14 protein-coding genes are annotated in these 23,166 nt (G+C 60.3%); 10 read left to right on the plus strand and 4 right to left on the minus strand.

The window, feature by feature from the left end; translation table 11 throughout:
- Positions 1-33 precede the first annotated feature (33 nt).
- Complete coding sequence (locus AC6IZO_RS09665; protein ID WP_497804589.1) at positions 34-1,539, minus strand: GH39 family glycosyl hydrolase; 1,506 nt, start codon at positions 1,537-1,539, stop codon at positions 34-36.
- A gap of 193 nt (positions 1,540-1,732) precedes the next feature.
- Here AC6IZO_RS09665 and bglX point away from each other — a divergent pair, with 193 nt between their 5' ends.
- The gene (gene bglX / locus AC6IZO_RS09670) at positions 1,733-4,027 is read left to right on the plus strand and encodes a beta-glucosidase BglX (protein ID WP_497804590.1); all 2,295 of its coding nucleotides are present in this window, start codon (positions 1,733-1,735) and stop codon (positions 4,025-4,027) included.
- Positions 4,028-4,126: 99 nt separating this feature from the next.
- On the opposite strand, the gene AC6IZO_RS09675 is transcribed toward bglX, so the two are convergent.
- Positions 4,127-5,464, minus strand: a complete 1,338-nt coding sequence (locus AC6IZO_RS09675) for a glucoamylase family protein (protein WP_497804591.1) — start codon at positions 5,462-5,464, stop codon at positions 4,127-4,129.
- Between the two features lie 81 nt (positions 5,465-5,545).
- Positions 5,546-8,857, minus strand: a complete 3,312-nt coding sequence (locus AC6IZO_RS09680; protein ID WP_497804592.1) for a TonB-dependent receptor — start codon at positions 8,855-8,857, stop codon at positions 5,546-5,548.
- Positions 8,858-9,239: 382 nt separating this feature from the next.
- Here AC6IZO_RS09680 and AC6IZO_RS09685 point away from each other — a divergent pair, with 382 nt between their 5' ends.
- Entirely contained in the window at positions 9,240-10,313 is a 1,074-nt protein-coding gene (locus tag AC6IZO_RS09685) for a LacI family DNA-binding transcriptional regulator (RefSeq protein ID WP_497804593.1), read from the plus strand.
- Positions 10,310-11,461, plus strand: a complete 1,152-nt coding sequence (locus AC6IZO_RS09690; RefSeq protein ID WP_497804594.1) for an MFS transporter — start codon at positions 10,310-10,312, stop codon at positions 11,459-11,461. Before AC6IZO_RS09685 ends, AC6IZO_RS09690 begins: the two co-directional genes overlap by 4 nt.
- Before the next feature lie 363 nt (positions 11,462-11,824).
- Here the strand turns inward: AC6IZO_RS09690 and AC6IZO_RS09695 are convergent, their stop codons facing one another.
- Positions 11,825-12,295, minus strand: coding sequence for a hypothetical protein (locus tag AC6IZO_RS09695; RefSeq protein ID WP_497804595.1), 471 nt, complete (start codon positions 12,293-12,295; stop codon positions 11,825-11,827).
- Positions 12,296-12,857: 562 nt separating this feature from the next.
- Between AC6IZO_RS09695 and AC6IZO_RS09700 the strand changes: the two genes are divergently transcribed.
- The 7 genes from AC6IZO_RS09700 to AC6IZO_RS09730 all read left to right on the plus strand — a co-directional run bounded on the left by AC6IZO_RS09700 (position 12,858) and on the right by AC6IZO_RS09730 (position 23,096).
- Positions 12,858-13,478 carry a rubrerythrin family protein gene (locus AC6IZO_RS09700; protein ID WP_497804596.1) on the plus strand — a complete coding sequence of 207 codons (621 nt, stop codon included), beginning with the start codon at positions 12,858-12,860 and terminating at the stop codon, positions 13,476-13,478.
- Between the two features lie 61 nt (positions 13,479-13,539).
- Positions 13,540-14,097 (plus strand): DUF2231 domain-containing protein, encoded by a 558-nt coding sequence (locus AC6IZO_RS09705; protein ID WP_497804597.1) that lies wholly within the window; start codon positions 13,540-13,542, stop codon positions 14,095-14,097.
- Between the two features lie 105 nt (positions 14,098-14,202).
- Positions 14,203-15,492 carry a sensor histidine kinase gene (locus AC6IZO_RS09710; protein ID WP_497804598.1) on the plus strand — a complete coding sequence of 430 codons (1,290 nt, stop codon included), beginning with the start codon at positions 14,203-14,205 and terminating at the stop codon, positions 15,490-15,492.
- Between the two features lies 1 nt (position 15,493).
- On the plus strand, positions 15,494-16,891 hold the full coding sequence (locus tag AC6IZO_RS09715; protein ID WP_497804599.1) for a sigma-54-dependent transcriptional regulator: 1,398 nt from the start codon (positions 15,494-15,496) through the stop codon (positions 16,889-16,891).
- Between the two features lie 560 nt (positions 16,892-17,451).
- Positions 17,452-18,771 carry a TolC family protein gene (locus AC6IZO_RS09720; protein WP_497804600.1) on the plus strand — a complete coding sequence of 440 codons (1,320 nt, stop codon included), beginning with the start codon at positions 17,452-17,454 and terminating at the stop codon, positions 18,769-18,771.
- 1 nt (position 18,772) lies between these two features.
- Positions 18,773-20,011: an efflux RND transporter periplasmic adaptor subunit gene (locus tag AC6IZO_RS09725; protein ID WP_497804601.1), complete on the plus strand. Its 1,239-nt coding sequence runs from the start codon at positions 18,773-18,775 to the stop codon at positions 20,009-20,011.
- Positions 20,012-20,015: 4 nt separating this feature from the next.
- Positions 20,016-23,096 (plus strand): efflux RND transporter permease subunit, encoded by a 3,081-nt coding sequence (locus tag AC6IZO_RS09730; RefSeq protein WP_497804602.1) that lies wholly within the window; start codon positions 20,016-20,018, stop codon positions 23,094-23,096.
- Positions 23,097-23,166 lie beyond the last annotated feature (70 nt).

A 23,166-nucleotide genomic window follows, 5' to 3' on the forward strand; every position in this document is an offset into this window, starting at 1 on the left:
AGCATTGTAGACGCCAGCGGTCACGCGCGGAGGCTACGGACGTACTTCCAGCACGACCAACCCATTGACGGGGACCTGCAACTCAAGTTTGCCGCCGCGCAATCGCAGCTTCCGTGGCGCTCCCAGCTCCGTCGCGGCGTTCATCTGCCGCACCTGCGCGAGAGTGGGATAACGCGGACTGCCCAGCCCGGTGTAGGCCGCCTGCGTGTTGCCATGGTCGGCGTCGAGCCGGAGCAGCGAAATCTCCGCCTCCGGCTTTACGTGTTCGAACCGCAGAGCAAACGTCTTTGGCCTGCCGCTGGCGAGAACATCCATCTCGACCTGGTTCCACAAGGCAATGACCAGCGTGCCGTCGGCGCGGCGCGTCACCAGCACCTCGTTCTTGTTCTCCAGCCGCTCCGTACCCAGCCTATGCAGCAGTTCAAAGGCGTGGAAGCTCGGCTTGCGGATGCCTCCGGCGGCAACCAGTCCGAAGCCGCCGTCGAACGGCTCGCGGCGCGGGCCCTCTTCTTCAAAGACGTCGCTGAACGTCCACCATGACATTTGATCGACAAGCCCATCGCACTGGAGTATGTCCGACGCGAGCGCCGCGCCAACGTATACGTTGTCCCGCGCGTGCAGTTCGCCGTAGGATGGCACGCTCCACTCCGTCCAGAACAGCGGCAGGCTGGGCATGGCGGAGCTGGCGATTTGCCCGCGCACTTTGCCAATGGCGCGGCAGACGCGCTGGCTCATCGGGATATCGAACTTTTGCCCAAACAGGTCTTCGGTTGTGTCGTCCGCATAGCCGTGTGAAGAAACGAAATCGACAGGGACGTTTTCCCTCGCGGCATGCGCCAGGAAGTCGTCCACCCAATGCGCGGAGGAACTGGCGGGGCCGCCCACGCGCAGGCGCGGATTCACCGCCTTCAGCGCACGCGCCGTGTGGTCGTACAGTTCAAAGTAAGTCGCCTGCTTGGGCTCGCCGGTCCAGAAGTCGATGTTCGGCTCATTCCAGACTTCGAAGTACCACGTGGCAACCTCCTCCAGGCCGTAGCGCTCGATAAGGTGCGCGGCAAAGGCCCGGATCAGCGCGTCCCACCGGGAGTAGTCCTTGGGCGGCGCCACGATCTGCTTGTACCAGAAGGGATGCACGTCCTGCCGGGCGGCCAGCTTGCGAGGCATGAAGCTGATCTCCACCACCGGGCGCACGCCGTTGGCCAGCAGGCCGTCATAGATCTGGTCGACATAGGTGAAGTTGTAGAGCGGGTTGCCACGCTCATCCTCGTCATAAACGCCGACTTCATCATGCAGCACGTTGTGAAAGCGCACGTAGCGGAAGCCGGTAACGCGTTTTACGTCGCGCAGGTCATTGCGGTAACTTTCGCGCAAAGTGAGGATGGCACGGCCGGAGCCGAACATCTCCTCCCAGAAGTGCGGAAAGGGATGCGCGGGAGCCTTGGCGTCGATGACAACCGGAACCGCCTGGGCATTCGCCGGCAGGCTGAACGAAAACGCGCTACCGAGCAGCAAAAGGGGGAGAAGCAGCGTTGGGCGCATGGCAGAATTCTCCGCCGGAAGGGTAGCACCAAACCGGGCGGGAGAGAGAGCAAAATCGGCCAGTGAATCGATTTAGTGCGTGACGAACCGCATTCCGCTGGGGTACAACTATGTTGTTCGCCGCCGGACCACGCAAGGCGCTTCCCTGAGTGCCCCGTCCGCCGGCCAGTGATCGTTCCAGGAGACCTGAGAGATGAGAACGCATCGCGCCCTCTGCCTGCTGACCGTACTGTTTGTCTGCGCGTTTGCCTTCGGGCAACCCCCAAGTTCGCTGTCCTCCCCGGAGATTGAAAAGCGCGTCAACCAACTGCTGAAGCAGATGACGCTCGAAGAAAAAATCGGGCAGTTGAACACCTACTCGGCAGGCACACCGACTGGCCCCGGCACCGGCCTGCTGCCGTATCCAGAGATGGTTGCCAGCGGACGCGCCGGATCGCTGTTCAACTACAGCGGCACCAAAGAGACGAACGAGATGCAGCGCATCGCCGTTGAGAAATCGCGACTGCATATCCCGCTGCTCTTCGGACTCGACGTGATCCACGGCTACCGCACCACGTTCCCGGTTCCGCTTGGGATCTCCGCAACCTGGGACCCGGCAGTGGCCGAGCGGGCCATGCGGGTTGCCGCGCGTGAAGCCCGCGCCGACGGCATCAACTGGCTGTTCTCCCCCATGCTGGACATTGCGCGTGACGCGCGCTGGGGGCGCATGACCGAGGGCGAGGGCGAAGACCCCTACCTGGCGTCGGCGTTTGCCAAGGCTTATGTTCGCGGCTACCAGGGCACCGGCCCGGTCGCCGAAAGCGCCGCCTGTGCCAAACACTTTGTGGGCTACGGCGCCGCCGAAGCTGGACGCGACTACAACACCACGGAGATTTCCGAGCACACGCTGCGCGAGGTTTACCTGCGCCCGTTCCAGGCCGCGCGCGAGCAGGGCGTGATGTGCTACATGGCCGCCTTCAACTCGTTGAACGGCGTACCAGCCTCAGCCAACCCGTTCACCATGCGCCAGGTGCTGCGCAAGGAATGGGGCTTCCGCGGGCTGGTGGTGGGCGACTGGGAGAGCGTGAAAGAGTTGATTGGCCACGGCGTGGCGCTGGACCAGCGCATGGCCGCGATGCGCGCCTTCAACGGCGGCCTCACCGTGGACATGCAGGACAACAGCTATGGTCTCTATCTGGCCGATCTGCTGAAGACCGGCGAAGTTTCGCAGGCCGATATTGACGAGGGCGTGCGACAGGTTCTGCGCGTGAAGTTCGCGCTCGGCCTCTTCGACAAGCCTTACGCAGAGGCTACACACCCGGTCTTTGAGGGGCCGATTCCAGAGGCTTCTCGCGCGGTTGCCAGAGAGGCGGCGGAAAAGTCCTTCGTGCTTCTCAAGAACAATGATGTGGATGGCAAGCCGGTGCTGCCTCTGCGCGGGGTGCACACCATCGCGCTGATTGGACCGCTGGCAGACAACCAGGCAGCAATGCTCGGTTCCTGGCAGGGACAGGGCCGCGCGCCGGACGCCGTGACCTTGCGAACCTCGCTGGAGAGCTACGCCAGCGCACACGGAATCAAAGTGGAATACCTGCAGGCTTGCGAGAAACCGATGTCCGCCACCTGCGACGTGCAGGCTGCGGTGGCGCTGGCCAAGGACGCCGACGTTGTTCTGCTAGCCGTGGGGGAAGACCCTCCGGAGCAGACGGGCGAAGCCTCCTCGGTGACGAAGCTGCGTCTGCCGCCCGCGCAGGACGCGCTCATCCGCGCCATGGAAGACGCTGGCAAGCCGACGGTGATGCTGCTGTTCAGCGGACGTCCGCTGATCTTTGGCGACCTGGAACCGAAGCTGGCGGCGGCGATGGCCGTGTGGTTCCCCGGCGTGGAAGCCGGTCCGGCGCTGGTGCGTACGCTGTTCGGAGATGTGAACCCGAGCGGTCGTCTGACGGTGAGCTTCCCGCGCGCGCCCGGCCAGGAGCCGCTCTACTACAACGCGCTGACCACAGGCCGCCCGGCCGACGGCGCGGACCTGACGCGCTTTCCCTACAGCACGGAGACCAAGTTCGTCTCGCGCTATATCGACGAGGTGAACGCTCCGGCCTACATCTTCGGCTACGGACTCTCCTACACGAAGTACGAATACTCCGCACCGTCGCTGAGCGCGACCACCACCAGCGCAAAGGCACTCAACGAGGGCAAGAAAGATGCAGCGATCCGCGTAACGGCCACTGTGCGCAACACGGGCAGCATGGCGGGCGACGAGGTTGTGCAGCTTTACATTCAACGTCGCGGCACCAGCGTTTCCATGCCGGTGCGCGAACTGAAAGGCTTTGAGCGTGTGGCGCTGGCGCCGGGCGAGCAGAAGACCGTCAGCTTCACGCTCGGACGCGAGGAACTCAGCTTCTGGAATGCAGAGATGAAGGAAACGGTGGAACCGGAAGAAGTCAGCGTGTGGGTCTCCAAGGACTCCGCCAGCGGTGCACCCGTGAAGTTCACGATTCAGCGGTAAACGGTAAACAGACGAACACTGAAAAGGTCCGCCACGTGGCGGACCTTCTTTTTTGCTTCTCATTGAGTTGAATGAAAAACGCGCGCTCTTTGCTTCGCGCTACGTGTTGGCCGTGAAGCCGGCGGCGGTCATGGCCTGCTGCGTCTCGGGATTCTTCATGAATGTTGACCAGATCAGCCCGGTACGCTGGTTCTCCGCCATCAGCATGGTGATGCCGAGGTCGATGCCGAGCACGTCATTGTTGTACCAGCTCTTGAGCGGGTTGAAGGCATCGAGCAGGCCGTAGCGGCCCCAGGCACCGGCGGCATAGGTGCCACGAATGCGGCGCAGTACCTTCATGCAATCGGAGTAGAGGAACGGCAACGAGCCACCCGCGGCGCACGGCACAATGCTGCCGTCGATGCTGCCGGTGGCCGGAGGGCCGCCCCACGCCTGATAGCCGCTGGCGGAATCCGATGCGGTGATACCCCACAGATCGTCCGCGTAGTCGGAGAACTGCGAGTTCAGCGAGAGACAGAAGAGCTTGTGCGCCTGCGTGGCCTTCACCGAGTTCTGGAAGTAATCGGCGTAGGCGTCGTGCTTGTTCTTGAAGTCGAACCATGCATGCGAGTACTGGTGCGTGAACAACGGGTCTCCGGCGGAGATATAGGTGATGCCCTGATAGGTGTACGTCGGGCGCGTCCACGCGCTCCAACTCGAAGCTGGCAGCGGATAGGTGGTGGAACCGATGCCGAGCAGGTAGAGCATCATCAGCTCGCAGTAGTGCTCCCAGCGCGCCGCGAGGAAGCCGGATTCGGGTGTCCAGCCCATGGAGAGCGTGGCGCCGCCGTTGAGCATCCACGGCCAGTTGACGCGGTTATAAAGCTGTGTGGAGAGATCCACGATCTGCTGGTTCGCGCTGTAATACTGGCGCACGGTGAGCACGCCGCACATCAGCAACGCGGTGTCGATCGATGACAGCTCGGAGTTCCACATGCGCTGGCCGGTCGACCAGTCGAGGAAGTGGTAGAAGAAGCCCTGATTTCCGGCGGCGGAGTTGAGCAGCGTGGTCAGCGTGGTGACAACGCGCTGCTGAATGGCCGCGGAGGTCTGGTAGCCGCGCGCGTCGCCAATGCAGAGGGCCGACAGGCCGAAGCCGACCGAGGCGATGCTGCACGCCGTGTAGCTGTCGGTGCCGGAGGCGTGGGCGCGATCCTTGATCAGGCCGGTTGCGGAGTTTGCCTGCTCCCAGAAGAACTGGAAGGACGTCTGCTGAATTTCATTGAGAAGCTGATCGTCCGTGCCTTGGTACGGGCCGGGCAACGAGGACTGCGAAGTGCTGCTTGAGCTTCCGCCGCAGGACTGCATGCACAGCCCGGGAGCGAGAGGAAGCAGGGCCAGCATGCGCGCGGACGAGGCGAGGAAGGAACGGCGGGAAACAGAAGGTTTCAATGCCATAGGCCCATCACGAAGACTGTGAAGTTGGAAAAGCTCCGGGCGGCGAGGATATCACCGCCCGGAGGAAAGGAATGGAAGAGATTAGAAGTTGAAGCGCGCCCCAAGGGTCACGGTGCGGCCACCGAGGCCATTCTGGGCCTTGCCAAAGTTGCTGTCGTTGATGTTGTTGACGATCGAGTCAGCCTTGACGTTCATCGTGTTGAACAAGTTATAGGCATCCACACGGAACTCAAACTTGGCAGCTTCACCAAGGATCTTGTTCGAGGGCAGACCGAAAGCCTTGACCAGCGTCATATCGACGGCCTTATAGCCGGGACCGTTCAGGAAGTTGCGGCCGAGGCTGCGCCCCGGGTTGGAGCTGCCGTAGTTGCTTCCGCTGTACGCGGTATAGGTAGGCAGCGTGAAGTACGCCGCGCCACCATTCGGATAGTTGGAGCCGGTCTTGAAGGCGTCATTACTCGTGCTGGTTCCTGCGCCGCCAAGATACTTGCCCGGAACCAAGGTGCTGTAGCCGCAGCTCCCGCAATAGAGGCTGCCACTGATGTTGGCCACCGGGGTCCAGCCGAAGCCGGAGTGCCAGTTGAAGATGCCGCTGACGGTCCAGCCGCCCGCCACCTTCTCAAGCCATCCCTTATGGCCCTTGAAGAATGTTGGCGAATAGGAGCCGTAGAGCTTGAACGCGTTGCGCACGTCGTAGTCGGAGCGCCCGTAATTCAGGCTCGGTTCATAGGCGTAGACCTGCTCGGAGTACGGAGCCGAACTGGCATCCAGGCTCTTCGCCCAGGTGTATTGCACGTCGAGCAGGAAGCCCTTGGAGAAGTTGTGCTTCAACTCGGCGAGCATGGCGTTGTAGTTGCCGTAACCGTTGACGCCCCACAGGTCCCCACCACTGATCTTCGAATTGAGCGCGTAGCCCTTGCCTGCGGCATACGCATTCGGATTGGTGTGGAAGTAGGTGTTGTGGGAGAGGCTGCCCTGATAACCGAGCGAAGCGATCCAGCCCTGGGGCAGCTCATATTGCACGTCGAACGAGAAGTGGTGCACGCGCATCGTCGGCATCACCGTCGGGAACAGTCCGACGTTGGCCGAGCTGCTGACGGGCAGGCCATCGGAGCCAAACGAGGTCTGGAAGTACGGGATCGCCGGATACGAGTAGGAGCTGATGTTGGCAGCCGTCTCGTAGACGATCGCCGGATTGCTGTCCGTCGGGACCGAGATGTTCGCATTGCTCCAGAGTCCCAGTCCGGGGTTGGAGGCGATGTTGGCCGAAATGGCGATTTCGATCTGGTTGAAGCTCAGACCATAACCGCCGCGGACCACCATCTTGTCCTTGAACATCTCCGGGCTCCAGGAGAAGCCGATCTGCGGTCCAAAGTTATTCCACTCCGGATTCCAGGAGTGGCCGGTGGCAACCGTCAAACCGGTCAGGTATGCCGAGCCTTCCCCTGGGGTGGCGCGATACATACGACCGCCCTTGTCGCGTAGTGCGCCGAAGTACGACCAGCGCAGGCCAGCGTTGATGGTCAGGTTCTTGCGCAGGCGAACGTCATCCTGCACGAAGAAGCCCCAGAGGTTTTCGCGGTCATCCTGACGATTGGCCGTGGGAGAACCCGTTGCCGGATCGAACTGCGCGTTGATGCTGCGCGGTGCATCGTTCAGGAAGCTCCAGAGGTTGAAGAAGTTGTAGCTGGGCACGCCGCAGCCAACGCACTGGTTCAAGTAATGCAACCGCGTGAGTTCACCACCGAACTTGATGGTGTTGCGTCCCCAAACCTTGGTGGCCACATCCTTGTAGCTGTACGTCCACTGGTTGAGGATGCTGCCCACATTCGGGCCAAAGCTGCTGATGCTGGCGTTGCCAATGTTGCCGATGCTGTCCGAAGGCAGGCCCACCGGCGACTGCGGATTGGAGGTCACTTCGTTCCAGCGCCAGCCGGCGGCGTTGAAACGTGCTTCGTTCACAAACGTATCGGAAACCGTGTGGTTCCAGATGAGCGCGAACGCGTTGTTGACCTGGCTGTGGTGGAAGAGGTTGTACAGGCGCGCCGGACCATTCAAGGAATCCGTTGACTGCGGAATCCAGTAGATGGAACCCGCCAAGCGGTCCTTGCCGGTCACATTGGCATCGACACGGCCGACGTACTGGTTCTTTACGTAGCTGCGGGTAGAGCTGGTGTTGTAGTTGGCGATATCTGCAATACCGTCAAGACCGCCGCCGACCCCCGGGTTGCTGGTGGTGTTCCAGCTCAAATCCTGGGTTCCCAGTCCGGTGGTTAGGGGGGAGCCGATATCAAGCCCCTGCCCGGCGATGGTGTTGCAGTTGGAACCTTCCACCAGTCCGATTTGGGAGCACGAAATCTCTTTGATGGTCGAGCCGTTCGGACGCGAGCCGGTCAGCGTCAGGTACCGATTGGCGATGCTGCTAGCGCTGGCGGAGCTGGCAAACGAAGTGGTCTCATACCAGCCATTGGCGAACTCTACCTGCGCCTTATTGCTGCGCACGGTTTCCCAGTTGAAGAACGCGAATACCTTGTTCTTCCAGATGGGGCCACCGATGTTGCCGCCAAATTGACTGAAGAAGTTTGTGTCCCTGTAGACCGGATTGGCGTAACCATTCCACTTCTGGTAGGCGTTCAGCCCCGGGCGGTGAGCGGTGAAGAATGCTCCGCCGTGCACCTGATTGCTGCCGCTCTTGGAGGTCACCTGCACCTGGGCGCCGGCAAAACGGCCGTTCTCGGCGTCATAGGCGTGGGAAACGACCTTCACTTCCTGCACAGCATCCTGCGAGGGCGTGATGATGGTGGTGCCGCCCCAGACGGCGCTGGTGGTGCTGATGCCGTCCAGTTGGTAGCTATTGTTCTCGTACTGCTGGCCGGCGGCCAACGCTTGAGGACCATTTTCCGTCTGGAAGATGCCCGCGTTTCCGCCGGTGGCACCCGGCCCCTGCGTTCCGGGGAGGTTATACCCGTCGCCGCCAGCTGCCTGTGCGTTGGTTCCAAAGACGCCCGGCGCAAGCTGCAGGAGCTTGAAGACGTCACGGCCGAACGACGGCATGTTGGCCACCTGCGAGCTGGTGATGGTGGTGCCGACCGTGGCGGTTTCGGTGTCCAGAGTTTGCGTGGTGCCGGAGACCATCACGGTCTCCTGCGCCTGACCGACCTCAAGCTGCACGTCGAGGCCATTGAGCTGATCGGGGATGATCAGCACCCGCTCCAGAACCTTCTTCTTGAAGCCGGCCTGCTCGACGGTGAGGCGGTAATTGGCGGTGGAAAGTGCGTTGAAGACATAGATGCCGGCGATATCGGACTTGGCCGTCATCCGGGCGTTGGTGTCGGTGTTCAGCAGGGTTACCGTAGCGCCTTGAACCACCGCGCCTTGAGGATCCGTGACCACGCCACGAAGTGATCCACGGTACTGTGCCTGCGAGAGGGAAACGAGCGTCAAGAGACAGAATGCAACAGCGAAAATCTTTAGCAGAATGTGCTTCTGCATATTGCCCTCCGTATTCGAAGTCCATGCTTCATAGGAGCCGACGGGCATGTCGAGTCCCTGGAAGGGTTCGAACAAGTGCTAAACCGGTATCAAATCGATTTAGCACTGGAGCTTATAGCTCGTTCGCCCTCCCCGAGTCAAGCGATTCTTTCGTCGAAACCCAAGCTGTTCCAACTGTGGGACTTGCAAGGTAAATCGTTTTTCTCTTGGTCAAAGCTCCACTCGCCCTGCTCTGCCGCCGAATTGCGTTGCCGTCCCCGGAGCTTTGTGCAAGACTTTGGCTGTGCCGACCCGGAAAAACTCGCCTTCCAGCACAGCCAAAAAGCCTGTCACGCTGAAGGAAGTTGCGGCCTACGTGGGACTGTCCCCGGCGACCGTCTCCCTGGTTATCAACCGCTCTCCGGTGGCCAACTCGATTCCTCAGCGCACCAAAGACCAGATCTTCGCCGCCGCCGCCAAGCTGAATTACCGGCCCAACCTGCTCGCCCGGTCGCTCCGCCAGCAACGTTCCTACACCATTGGCGTGCTGCTGCCGGAGCTGAGTGATGGCTACTCAGCGCTTATTTTGAGTGGCATTGAGGACTACCTGCTGCAGAACGGCTATGCCTGGCTGGCTGGCAGCCACCGCCACAAGAAGAACCTGATCAAGGACTATCCCCGGTTGCTGTTTGACCGCGCCATCGAGGGGCTGATCCTGATCGATACGCCGTACCAGGAAGAGCTCTCAATCCCCATCGTCTGCGTCGCCGGACACAAGCGGATTCCCGGCGTCACCAACATTGTGCTCGACCACGACTGTGCGGCCTCGCTCGCCCTGGAGCATCTGCTCGAGTTGGGCCACCGCAAACTCGCCTTCATCAAGGGCCAGTCGTTCAGCTCGGACACGGCCGTGCGCTGGAACGCCATTCAGCGCGCCGCGAAGAGGCTCTCCCTGCCCATTGAGCCTGACCACGTGGTGCAGCTTGAGGGTGACTCGCCCTCGCCGCAAACGGGCTATGACGCCACGCGCCGCCTGCTCGCGCAGACCTCGGACTTCACCGCCATTCTGGCCTTCAATGACGTTTCGGCCATCGGCGCCATCCGCGCCATCCAGCAGACGGGCCGCCATGTGCCCGACGACGTCTCCGTCGTCGGCTTCGACGACATTGCCAGCGCGGCCTTCTACAACCCGGCGCTGACCACCATCCGCCAGCCTCTGGTGCAGATGGGTTCGCTGGCGGCGCAAACCATCGTCGAGCGCATCTGCGACCCGGACAAACTCGTGCCCGGAGAATTGCAGGTTGAGCCGGAGCTGGTGGTGCGCGAATCAAGCGGCCGCTGCCCGGTGGCCGAAGCCCTGCAAGCCGCTCTCGGATGAATTCCCTGCCTCTGATTGCGAACCTGGTGTTTGTGCTGGTCGGAGTGGCCACCACAATGCTTGGTCCACTGCTGCCACTCTATGCGGCACGCTTCGCACTCGGCGACCGCCAATCCGGCATTCTGTTTCTGGCACAGTTCTTCGGCGGCTTTGCCGGCTCCATCCTTTCCACGGAGCTGACGCGCCGCATCGGCCTGCGGCACACCATACGGCTGGGCCTGCTGGTCATCGGCGCTGGTGCGCTGGCCACCGCCGCGCCTTCGCTGACGATGGTGGTTGCAGCCATCGGAGTTTACGGCGTCGGCATCGGCTTCTGCTCGCCCACCATCACGGCGGCCGTCACGGGCGAGGCGGGCGCGCGCAGTTCCTCCGCGCTCAATGTGCTGAACTTCAGTTGGAGCATCGGAGCCATTCTCGCTCCGGCGCTGCTGGTAAAGCTGGCCTCCACGCCGCGCGCCGGATTCGGCGGAGCCATGCTGCTGCTCTGCGCAGCCTTCGCATTGGCGGCCGTGGTCTTTCCGCAGACGCGCGATGCGCGCGCCACTCCGGCTGAACCGGCGACAAGGATTTCCGCCAGCTTGCTGCGGTTGATCGTCGCCACTGGCGTCATGATCTTCCTCTACGTGGGCATTGAAAACGGTGTGGCCGGCTGGCTGCCAACACTCGCCAGCCGCCTCCACCAGTTCACCGCCAACGACATGGCCTGGCTGCAGGGCACGTTCTGGACGGCTCTATTGGCCGGACGCCTGCTGGCTCCGCTGGCGCTTGAGCGAAGCTCCGAGCCGCCCGTGCTGCGCGCCAGCATCGCGCTGGCCACGCTCGGCACATTGGGCATTCTATGCGCACGCGGCAGCGCCATGCTGTTTGCGGCGGTCTTCGTCACCGGACTGGGGCTTGCGCCGGTCTTCCCCACCACCATCGGCTACCTCTCGCGGCACCTAGGCGCGCAGGCCGGCACGCGGCTGGGATGGATGTTTGCCGCCGCCGGGCTGGGCGGCGCGGCCGTGCCCTACTGCGTGGGCATGGTCTCCTCGGCAACGCAGCGGCTGCTGGCCGGCTTCTCCGTCGTGCTCGCCGCCGAATGTGCGCTCTTCGCGGGCTTTCTCATCACCCGCGCACAGGCCCGCCACGTCGAACACGAGACCTGAGCGTAAGCGCCATCACACCCGCGCAGGAGAGGCGCGCCCCACATCCGAAGAGAGGCACACTTCCCTTCGCGCGCCCTGCAAACCACGACGTCCGCTCCCCGTGAATGAATTGTGGATGGAATGGAAGGAAGTAATAATGGTCGGCCTTAGCAGACGATTTTAGAACTCTCCTGCGGGTCGGAGAACCAGCGGCATAGACGTTCAACTTCCCCGGACAACAAACAGAACGTTGTCCGGGCCACCCTCCCTGTCAAGCGCAAAATCTACGTTATCAGCGAAGCTGCTAACTACCCCACCCTCTCGCTGCGCGAGAAGGGTAGGGCACCCACTTGCTTACTCAGACGGAAAGGGTGCGCCACCCGCCTACCACTCTGCAGCTAGTACTTTGTACAAAATCAACTGTTTGTCGAAACCACCTAGATGGCCATATTTCTGACCCGCTTGAAACTCTCCTTCCAATGTCACCCGAAAGGGACTGCGGTTTCTCGATGAGAAGAGTCGTTCCATGCGGTCCTGATCTGCTTTTGTCAAAGTACCCTCGTGACTAGCACGCCGGGGCTGTCCGGCTGGAGCGATGGATTCAAAGCGTTCGAAAGCTGCAAGATTCTCCACCCAGACGGCCTGGCGAAGTGTGTCTTTTGTAAGTTCGCCGCAAGGAAGCAGAACCGAGATTTCATCGTCCGCCTTAAAGCACCCTGAGACATTTACCACTCTGCCGTTGTAAGCGGACGGATTCGATGCAACTTTCGCCACCTCGACAGCACGATGCGAACAGCCAACTAGCATTAACAGGGCAAAGACAGAAATGCCCCATTTACTTGTGCTTGTTCTCATTGTCCATCCTCTCAGCAGTCCGCTGGCGGATGGCGCACCCTTTCGGTCTGCACTCATCGTTCTTCGGGTGCCCCATCCTTCTCGCGAAGCGAGAGGGTGGGGTCGTTCGTTTCACGAACTCGAAGCCCTGCTGGTGGCCCGTTCAACCCCGCTGTTGGCTTGAGCGGGGCGGTTCTGCTCACGCCCTGCAATGGGTACATGCCCGCACACCATGCCCGCCTCTGCGGCACTTCCACAGCGTAGTGCAACAGTAACTTCAACGCGAATGAATTGTGGTTGGATTACACAGAGTAAAGCCAACGCAAAAGGAAAGGCCCCGGATGGAGATCGGGGCCTTTGTGTCGTTCAGGCTCGCGCGGGACGTGGGTTCCTGTGCTCATCGTCCGAATCCTTTGACATTCGTTGTCCAAGGTTTTTGACAAAGCGAGCGGCCGCTTGGCTTCGCCTTCCATGTCCCACGGACAATCAAGCACTTAGCGGCATCACACTTTGGCAGTGTGAATGCTTTTCTCCTTCACAGAGGGATGGCCGTCATGCTGTGGCCTCCCCGGAGGAGATGAACATGAGCAAGCTTCGCACCCACTTTGGAGTACTCGCCATCGCAATCCTCGCGCTCGCCTGCACGGCTGCGGCGTCCACCACTGCCAAGACGCTGGCCAACATGCAGACCGCCTACAACGGCGAGAGCAACGCCCACGCCCGCTATCTGGCCTTCGCCGACCAGGCCGCCAAGGAAGGCTACGGAGAAGTTGCCAGCCTGTTCCGAGCCGCCGCGCGCGCTGAAGAGATTCATGCCGCCAATCATGCCGAGGTCATCAAGAAGCTTGGTGCAACGCCCCAGGCAAACATCGAAAAGCCCGTGGTGAAGTCCACAAAAGAAAATCTGGAAGCAGCCAACAAGGGCGAGACCTATGAACGCGACACGATGTATCCGGACTTCTTGAAGCAGGCGCGCGCTGACGGCCAGAAGGACGCCATCAAGTCGTTGAACTACGCGCGTACGGCAGAAGCCGAGCACGCGAAGCTCTACACCGAGGCGTTGAACAAGCTTCCGCAGTTGAAGGGCTCCAAGGCGAAGGACTTCTTTGTCTGCACCGTGTGCGGATACACCACAACCAACCTGAACTTTGCCAAGTGTCCCTCCTGCTTTAATCCCAAGGACAAGTACGTAAAGGTCAGCTAGTGCGAAAGCCAACGGGCCGCCGCAGTGGCGGCCCCGCACATTTAGATCGAGGAGCATCGATATGTTTCAATTTCCGCCAATTCCGAGTTGGGACGGCCTTCATCCGCTGATTATTCATTTTCCAATTGTGCTTCTGCTGATTGCTCCGCTGTTGGTCATTGTGGGAGCAGTCGTGCCGCCGGAGAAGGCGCGTCCCTACCATCTCATCGGCCTTGCGCTGATGGCGCTGGGGACGATTGCTGTCTTCGTCTCGGTTGGAAGCGGAGAGGCTGCGGGGGAACTCGCCGAACGCACTCCGGAGATCAACCAGATTCTGGAGAAGCACGAGAATCTTGCCGAACAAACCCGTGCGGTCTTCAGCGTCCTCACCATTATTTACGCGGCGTTGCTGTTCGTACCACGCTGGATCAAGAGTGTTCAGGGGCGGCTTGTCTCCAGCATACTGCCGCTGGCGTTTCTTATCTTCTACTCGGCAGGTGCGCTCCTGCTCGTAAATACGGCACATAACGGCGGGCGCCTGGTGCATGAGTTCGGGGTGCGCGCCATCATGCCGGCATCGCCTGGGGCAGCCGCGCCCACTGCTGTGACTCCTGAGCAGCATGAGGGCGACAAGGATTAGCAATGTCTTCCAAGAGGGAGCTTCGGCTCCCTTTTGTTCTCACCTGGGCTGACGTACTCTTATGACGCTGTGAAATCACTCCACGAAAGGGACGCGGGATATCCGGTGTTAACACACATCGAGCCTGAGTCATTTCATCCGCAGCAGAGCATCTTTGCCGTACTGAATCTCTTCGTGCTGGCGGCGCTGCTGCTGCTGCACACCTTGTTTTCGGAGGTTCTCGGCAGTCCGGCGCCGTTGTTGCTGGTGGCCCTTGGTGGCGCATTCCTGCTGAAGCTGATGGAGTTGCTCTGGCTTCAGGCGCGCGCAGGAAGTGTGTCATCTTCCACGGCCGCATGGCTCAACTGGGCCTCCATCGCGCTCAATCTGTGCCTCGCCCTATTGTTCACTCTGCTGACCAATCGAATTGAGAGTCCGTATTTCGTACTGCTGGCGCTGCCGGTGCTTCAGGCTGCCTTCTATTTCGGCCTCGTGTCCCTGCTTGCCGTTATCGTCATAGCAGACTCCATGATGTTCTTCTGGGTCTGGCATTTTTCAACCTACCATCCGCCGGTCCCAGTGGGGGAGTATCTGGAAGCCGGCGTCATTGCGCTGATTTATTCGTTGGTTGGCCTGCTGGTGTGGTCGCTGATCCGGCGGATTCGCAGGGACCAGTCTGAACTGCAGGAGAGCATGAAGGCATTGGAGCAGACCCGCACGCAACTGGCACGCGAGGAGAAGTTGGCGGCTGTCGGGCGGCTGTCGAGTGCCATTGCCCATGAAATTCGCAACCCGGTGGCGATGATCGCCAGCGCCATGTCCACCGCGGACTCTCCCGGCGTCACGGCCGAGGCGCGCCTGGAGATGTACGCAATCGCCAGTTCGGAAGCCGCACGGCTGGAGCGGCTGACAACCGACTTTCTCTCCTATGCACGGCCAGGAACACCGAACCGCGCGCGCACCTCGATTGCGGATTTGCTCGGCTATATTGTTGAAATCGCCGGGCCGCATGCAATGCAGAAGGGCTTGCGAGTTGACTGCACAGCCGACAGTGAACTCTTCGGGAATGTTGATGCCGCGCAGCTTCAGCGCGCGTTGCTCAACCTCTTAATGAATGCGCTCGATGAAGCCTCCCCGCAGAGCACAGTCCACCTGCGTGGGACATGTTGGCAAAACGGGTTGCTGAGCCTTGAGGTGGAAAATGAGGGAACGCCAATTCCCGAGCAGGTTCTGGCACGGATCTTCGAGCCGTTTTATACGACCAAGGCTCATGGAACCGGCCTGGGGCTGGCAATTGCGCGCAATATCGCCTGCGCACACGGAGGCGATCTCTTCGTTTCCACCAACGAAGGCGGACGTGTCTGCTTCACAATGGTTTTGAAACAGGACGACGCTCCAGACAAAGGAGAGCAATAGCATGGGCCGGATACTGATCGTCGACGATGAGCCAAATATGCGCCGGATTCTCGCCTCCAACCTCGTCATGGAGGGGCACTCCGTTGCAGAGGCTGAAGGCGTGAACGCGGCAACGCGGCAGTTGGACGAACATGAGTTCGATGCCGTGATTACCGATCAGAAGATGCCTGACGGAGAAGGGCTTGCTGTGCTGTCCGCAGCCCATGAGTTCGACCCCACGGTTGCCGTAATCTTTCTTACCGCAGTCGCAACCATCGAACTTGCGGTGGAAAGCATGCGGCAGGGAGCGTTCGACTTCATCACCAAACCCTTTTCGCCGGAGGTGGTGAAGGCCACGGTGCGTCGCGCCTGCGAGCGCACGCAGCTCGTGCGTGAGAACTCTCTCCTGCGAAGCACGGTCGGGCAGCTCGCTGGCACCGACGAGTTGTACGGGAACGCACTGGCCATGGCGGATGTTCGCGCCAAGATTGCCCGCGTTGCTCCGACCGATGCGACGGTGCTCATCACAGGAGAAACCGGCACCGGCAAGGAGCTTGTTGCCCGCGCCATCCATCGCAACAGCCGCCGCGCCGGGAAAACGCTGATCGCCGTCAACTGCGCGGCATTCACTGAAACGCTGCTGGAAAGCGAGCTTTTTGGCCATGAGCGAGGAGCGTTTACCGGAGCGGACAAGGCGCATGCGGGCCTGTTTGAAGCCGCGCATGAAAGCACGCTCTTTCTGGATGAGGCGGGCGAAATGTCGCCCGGAGCGCAGGCCAAGCTTCTGCGCGTGCTCGTGGACGGGCAGGTGCAGCGCGTGGGCTCCACAAAAACGCGCAAGGTTGACGTACGCGTGCTTGCCGCAACCCACCAGAACCTGCAGGAGCGCGTGAAGCAGGGGTTGTTCCGCGAAGACCTCTACTATCGCCTCGCGGTCTTCCCCATATCGTTGCCGCCGTTGCGGGATCGCAAAGAGGATATTCCGGGGATCTGCGAGTTGCTCTCCCGGCAGATTGCCCGCGATCTCAAGGTGCAACCTCGCTCCCTGAGCGCTGAGGCCTTAAGAACCCTCATGGAATATTCCTTCCCGGGAAATGTGCGGGAACTACGAAATCTGCTGGAACGCGCGCACATCCTGGCGCTTGGCCCGGAGATTGACGAGGTGCCGGTCACGCCCGAGACAGGGCAGGTTCCGGAGCGCCATGCCGACGTTTGGCGCTGCCTGGAAGCACTGCCGGAAAACCTGGACTTTCGCGCCGTGCTTGCAGACGTTGAGCGTTGCCTGCTGCAAAGGGCGTTGACACGTGCCGGCGGTGTGCAGGCGGAGGCGGCGCGCATGCTGAATCTGTCGCGCAGTGACTTCGGCTACAAAGCGACAAAGTACGCCTTGGTGCGCGGAGCTGGAGGCAATGGCATCTGATCCTCTTCCCCAGCGGCATCTTGAACACGAGGCCTTCAAGCGCGAGACACCTCAGAGTGCTTTGTGTTGACCTCTCCGATCGATTCGCTAAAGCCGGGCGTTCGCTTGTCGAGGCGACCGGCTTCTCGTATGCTATGAATCAGTATGCTTCGGCGATGCCACAGATTCCTGGCGATACTCCTGCTGCTGTGGGCAGTGGTGGATACCAGTGTGCCGTCTGTGTGCCAGACCGACGATCTGGGAATTTCGAGCCTTCAGTCGAAGGCGGTCTCCGTCACCTCTGGCGGCGATTCTCACTCTTCTCCGAGTTCCCCGGAGGACGACTGCTTCTGCTGCTGTTCGCACATCACCGCAAGCCCATACTTTGAAGTAGCAGCACTCCCCTTTTCCGGCGAATTTGTGCAGGACACACCTTCCTCCGCGCACCTGAATTTCTCTTCTCCCTATTACCGCCCCCCACGCGCTTAGTCCGTTCTCTGTCTTGGCCAACCAAGGTACATGTGTGTCTTGTTGGCCCATCCAAGGCATTTTGATGAAACGGACGATACCCCATGCTTACTATGCGAAGCGTTCAGCCGAACGCGCGCCACTTCCTGCCGAAGTGGCTGTCAAGAAGCTGCTCGATACTTGTGATCGGGCTTTGCGCTACAGCTCTGCTCGGCGGCCTCCCCCGGGCCGTCGCACAACAGGAACAGATTGACGTTCCCCAACAGCTTTCTCTTCAGGATGCGCTTGAGATCGCACTGAAGCAGAATCCGACTCTGCAACGTGACCGGCGAGGTGTGGCGATTGCCCGGGCGAGCCTGCGGCAAGCGCGTCTTTTGCCCAACCCCAGCCTCGATATCAACTCCGAAAGCTATCCATTGTTTGAATCGAACAAAGGCTCATTCTGGAATAACCAGGAGCTGAGTTTCCGCGTTGGGCAGACGCTCGAAACAGGCGGCAAACGTTCAAAGCGGACCGGGATCGCGCAGTATGAACTTCGCGCAACCGACTCGGACGTGCTCAATACAGAGCGCGAGGTCCGTCTGGAAGTCAAACAGCGCTACTACACAGTTGTCCTGGCCAAAGCGCAGTCCGCACTTGCCAGCGACATCCTGCAACAGTTCGACGAGATCATCCGGCTCAACGAGGCGCGCTTCAAGCAGGGCGAGCTCTCGGGACTCGAGATGAATCGCGTGCGCGCCGAGCGTTTGCGCTTTTACACCGATGTTCTTGAGTCGAGACTTCAACTCCAAAATTCGCGAACTGCCCTGCTCGAGGTTCTGGGTTCTCCCAACCTAGCCGCCGAGTTTGATGTGACGGAGCCGCTCACCGCCAGTGCCGCCTCCTTCGACCTGGCCGAGCTTCAACAGGCCGCATTGCAAAATCGCCCCGATCTGGCTGCTGCCCGGCAGCGACTTGAACGTGACCGTCGCGAACTCAGCCTGCAACGGGCAGAAGCTCTGCCCAATGTCACGCCGTCCTTCGGATACAAACGCGATACAGGGCTAAACACCGCCGTTTTCGGACTGAATCTTCCATTGCCGCTGTTTAACCGCAACCAAGGCGGTGTTGAGCGGGCTAATGCGCGGATTGAACAGCAGGGGTTTGAGGTCACTCGAGCGTCACTCGCTGTGCGGCGCGAAGTCCAGCAGAACTATCAGACGCTTCAGGGGCAGGCTGACCTGTTGCGCGCGCTCGAACAGGAGTACGTTCCCGCCGCGCGAAAGGCACATGAGACCGCGCAGCAATCGTATCGGCTGGGCGAACTCGACCTGATCGGACTGCTTGATGCCGAGCGCATTTATCGCGAAACCCTGCGGGCCTACAACCTCGCTCTGTTCAATTACAACATCGCCTCGTTCCAGCTTGCGGCTTCGGTCGGAAAGGACTTCTAGAGTGAACAAGAAAGCATTGATTTTCGGGTTGATTATTGTCGCCTCCGTCGCCGCTGGTTCGTTGTTGCTTCGCACTCGCAACAAGCCGTCAAAGCAAGCGGATGAAAAGTCCGAGCCCAATGCCGTTGAGATCAGTCTTGCGGCGCAGAAGAATGGCGGAATTCAAATTGCCGAAAGCACCACCCAGACCTTGGAGCAGACAATCGCGACAACAGGCGTAATCTCCGCCGATGAGGGCCGCGTCTCACACATCGCGCCCCTTTCACAAGGTGTTGTTGAAGATGTGCTGGTTCAGCTTGGAGACCGCGTCGGCAAGGGCCAGCGGCTGATCGTCTACGACAACGTGGAGCTTGGAGAATACGTCGGTGAATACAACAATCTCTCGGGACTGCTGCGGAAGACGGAAGCGCAACGCGATGTCGCGAAGAAATCGCTGGACCGCGCGAACTCGCTGATTGCTGTCGAGGCAATCTCGCCGCGCGAACTCGATCTTCGGCGCGCCGAATACCAGCAGGCAAACGCGGAGGTCGACAGCCGCAGAGCGGAATTGGCGCGGGCAGAGGAAAAGCTCCACCGTTTTGGACTCACCGACCCGGAGATTCGCCGGCTTAACAGCCCGGAGCGCGGCTCAGAAAGATCCTTCCACAGGACTTCTTCCCACTCCACATTGCGCTCGCCTCTGTCCGGTGTAGTCACCAGGTTTGAAGTTTCCAGGGGCGAAGTGATCAACCGTGACAAGGAACTACTCACCGTAGTGGACACGAGTACCGTGTGGGCCTTGGCCGATGTCTACGAGAAAGACATACGCTACGTCGGACGCGGCGGACAATGCGATGTCACGCTATCCGCTTATCCCGGCGAAATCTTCAAGGGAACCATCGCTCATCTGAGCGACACCCTTGATCCGGCGTCGCGTACGGCAAAACTGAGATGTGTGCTGCCGAACACGGATGGGCGCCTCAAGCTGGAGATGTTCGCCACTGTCTCCCTCCCGACGAAGGAGTCACGCACGGCAATCAGTGTCCCGGCTACGGCCGTGCAGGAGATCAACGGCCAGCCAGTTGTCTTCATCCAGACCGAGCCTTCCAAGTTCCAAAAGCGCGTGGTTGAACTCGGCGAGCGCACCACGTCCGCAATTGAGATTCGGTCCGGCATAAAGGCCGGCGAGAAGGTGGTGACGAACGGAAGCTTCTACGTCAAGGCAGCCTTCCTGCGTGAGCAGATCGGCGAGGGGGAGTAGCGCGATGAATAAGGTCGTTGAACTCGCACTGCGCAATCGTTTTCTCGTTATCGTCTTCGCGCTTCTCGTGATCGGCGTGGGCATCTGGGCCATGCAGGCTCTCCCGGTTGATGCGGTCCCTGATGTGACGCCCAACCAGGTCATGGTGTTGACAAACTCGCCCGGCCTCGGTCCGCTGGAGGTCGAGCGCCTGGTCACCTTCCCCGTGGAAACCGCCATGAGCGGATTGCCGGGCGTTACCGAAATTCGTTCGATATCGCGATTCGGCCTCTCCTCGGTGACGATCTTCTTCAAGGAAGGCATGGATGTTTATTTCTGCCGCAGGCTGGTGATGGAACGCCTGCCGCAGGCGAAAGAAGCAATCCCCGCAGGGTTTGGCATCCCGGAGATGAGTCCAATTAGCACAGGCTTGGGCGAGATATACCAGTTCGAGGTTCGTGGCGATGGCAAGTCGCTGATGGAGCTTCGCAGCATCCTGGAGTGGGATATCTCCCCGCTCCTGCGCTCGGTCCCTGGCGTCGTCGAGGTGAACAGCTACGGAGGTGAGCTGAAGACATACGAAGTGCAACTCGACGCGAACCGCCTGGTCAGTTACAACATCCCGCTGGCAAAGGTATTCGAGGCGCTGGAACGGAACAACTTCAATTCCGGCGGCGGGTACATTGAGCATAATCAGGAGCAGTATGTGGTTCGCGGCGAGGGCCTGGTTGGCTCTCTGGAAGACGTTGGCAACATCGTTGTAGGCGCCACGAAGAATGGCACACCCATCTACATCAAGAACCTCGGAAACGTTCAGTTCGCGCCGATGCTCCGCCAGGGTGCGGCGACCCGAGATGGCCGGGGCGAGGTTGTCACCGGCGTGGTCATGATGCTCATTGGTGAGAACTCGCGCGTTGTCGCCAAGCGGGTTGACCAGAAGCTGCAGGAAATTCAGAAGACGTTGCCCGCGGGAGTCACGGTCGAAACGTACTACGACCGCACCACACTCGTTCAAAAGACGATCAAGACCGTGGAGAAAAACCTGCTGGAAGGCGCTCTGCTGGTGATCGTGATCCTGCTGCTTCTGCTCGGCAACGTCCGGGGAGCGCTGATCGTGGCGGCCGCGATTCCATTGTCGATGCTTGCTGCGTTCGCCGGAATGGTGTGGTTCGGCATCAGCGGAAATCTGATGAGCCTCGGCGCCATCGACTTCGGCCTGATTGTCGACGGCTCCGTGGTGATGGTTGAAAACATCATCCGTCACCTGGCAGAGGCAAAATCGCGTGGCGCGAAGAACACGTTCGCCGTCGTGCTTGATTCTGCACGCGAAGTAGCGCGACCGGTGTTCTTCGCCGTTCTGATCATCATCGTTGTCTACGTTCCGATCCTCACTCTCGAAGGCATCGAGGGCAAGATGTTCCGTCCAATGGCCCTGACGGTCATCTTTGCGCTGATCGCTTCGCTCGTGTTTGCGTTAACCCTTATGCCGGTGCTCAGTTCCTTCTTCCTGACGAAGAACGTAAAAGAAGAGGAGTCGAAACTGATCCACAAAGTGAAGGAACGGTACGTACCCTGGCTGAATGAGGTCGTTGCGCGTCCAAAACTCACGGCTGCTGCCGCAGCGTTTGTGCTGGCCGCTGGCGGTGTAACAACAATGTTCATGGGGGCTGAGTTTATTCCCCGGTTGGACGAAGGCACAATCGCTCTTCAAAGCTGGCGCCTGCCTAGCGTCGCACTGTCTGAATCCATTCACAGCACCACGATGGTAGAGAACGTTTTGAAGCAGTTTTCAGAGGTGCAGACAGTGGTGTCGCGTACCGGCCGCGCGGAAATTGCCACAGACCCAATGGGAGTAGAGGTCAGCGACATTTATGTGATCCTCAAACCGCACGCTCAGTGGAAGACCGCTTCGACCCGGGAGGGATTAATCGAAGTCTTTGACAAGGCGCTCCGCGAGAAGGTTCCGGGAAACATCTTCAGCTACTCTCAGCCGATTGAATTGCGAATGCAGGAGCTGATCGCCGGCGTGCGCTCAGATGTTGCAATCACCCTTTACGGCAGCGACCTTGACACGCTTCGACAGAAGGCAGACGAACTCGTGCGCGTCGTGTCACAGATCCCGGGCGCCGCCGATGTGAAGGCCGAGCAGACCGGCGGCCTGCCGTACCTCCGCGTGAACATCAAGCGGGATCAGATTGCGCGCTACGGAATCAATGCACGGGACGTGCTCGATGCCGTGGAAGCCATCGGAGGCAAGGAAGTCGGGCAGGTCCTTGAAGGACAGAAACGCTTTGCGCTGCAGGTCCGCTTTGCCAAGACAGATCGCGATGCGGTCGAAAAGATCGGCAACCTCAAGGTCGCTGATCCACAAGGCCGCCTCATTCCAATCAGCCAATTAGCGGAACTCAAGGTGGAGGAGGGCCCCGCACAGATCAGCCGCTCTGACATTCACCGTCGCATTAGCGTTGAGGCCAACGTGCGCGGGCGCGACCTGTCCAGCTTCATCAAGGACGCGCAGGCGGCAGTTGGAAGCAAAGTTCCTTTGCCGACCGGATATTGGGTGACGTGGGGCGGACAATTCGAGAACCTTCAGCGCGCGACGCAGAGACTGATGATCGTCGTGCCGCTCTCAATGTTCTTGATCTTCATTCTCCTTCACACAACCTTTAACACGATGCGACCAGCGCTGCTGATCTTCCTGAACGTGCCCATTGCTGCCAGCGGAGGCGTCATCGCGCTTGCCTTGCGCGGACTGCCGCTCAGCATCTCTGCCGGAGTGGGCTTCATCGCCGTATCAGGCATTGCCGTGCTGAACGGTGTAGTGCTGATCTCCTACATCCTCCAACGGCGCAGGGAGGGGGCGTCGCTTGAAGACTCGGTGACCGAAGGCGCAATTACGCGACTTCGGCCCGTGCTGATGACGGCACTTGTCGCCAGCCTCGGCTTCATCCCAATGGCTGTTGCCACCAGTGCCGGCGCTGAAGTTCAGCGTCCATTGGCAACCGTCGTCATCGGAGGACTGGTTACTTCCACGCTGCTCACTCTGTTCGTTCTGCCCACGCTCTATCGCTGGTTCGAGACCAAACACGAAGAAGTGGAGCGATAGGAGGAACCACGTACGCGATCAGGCTTGTCAGGCACCTGCTCCTGCTCTGCAGAATGATGGCGCTGATTCT

The sequence above is a fragment of the Oryzophilus luti genome (assembly GCF_059726245.1).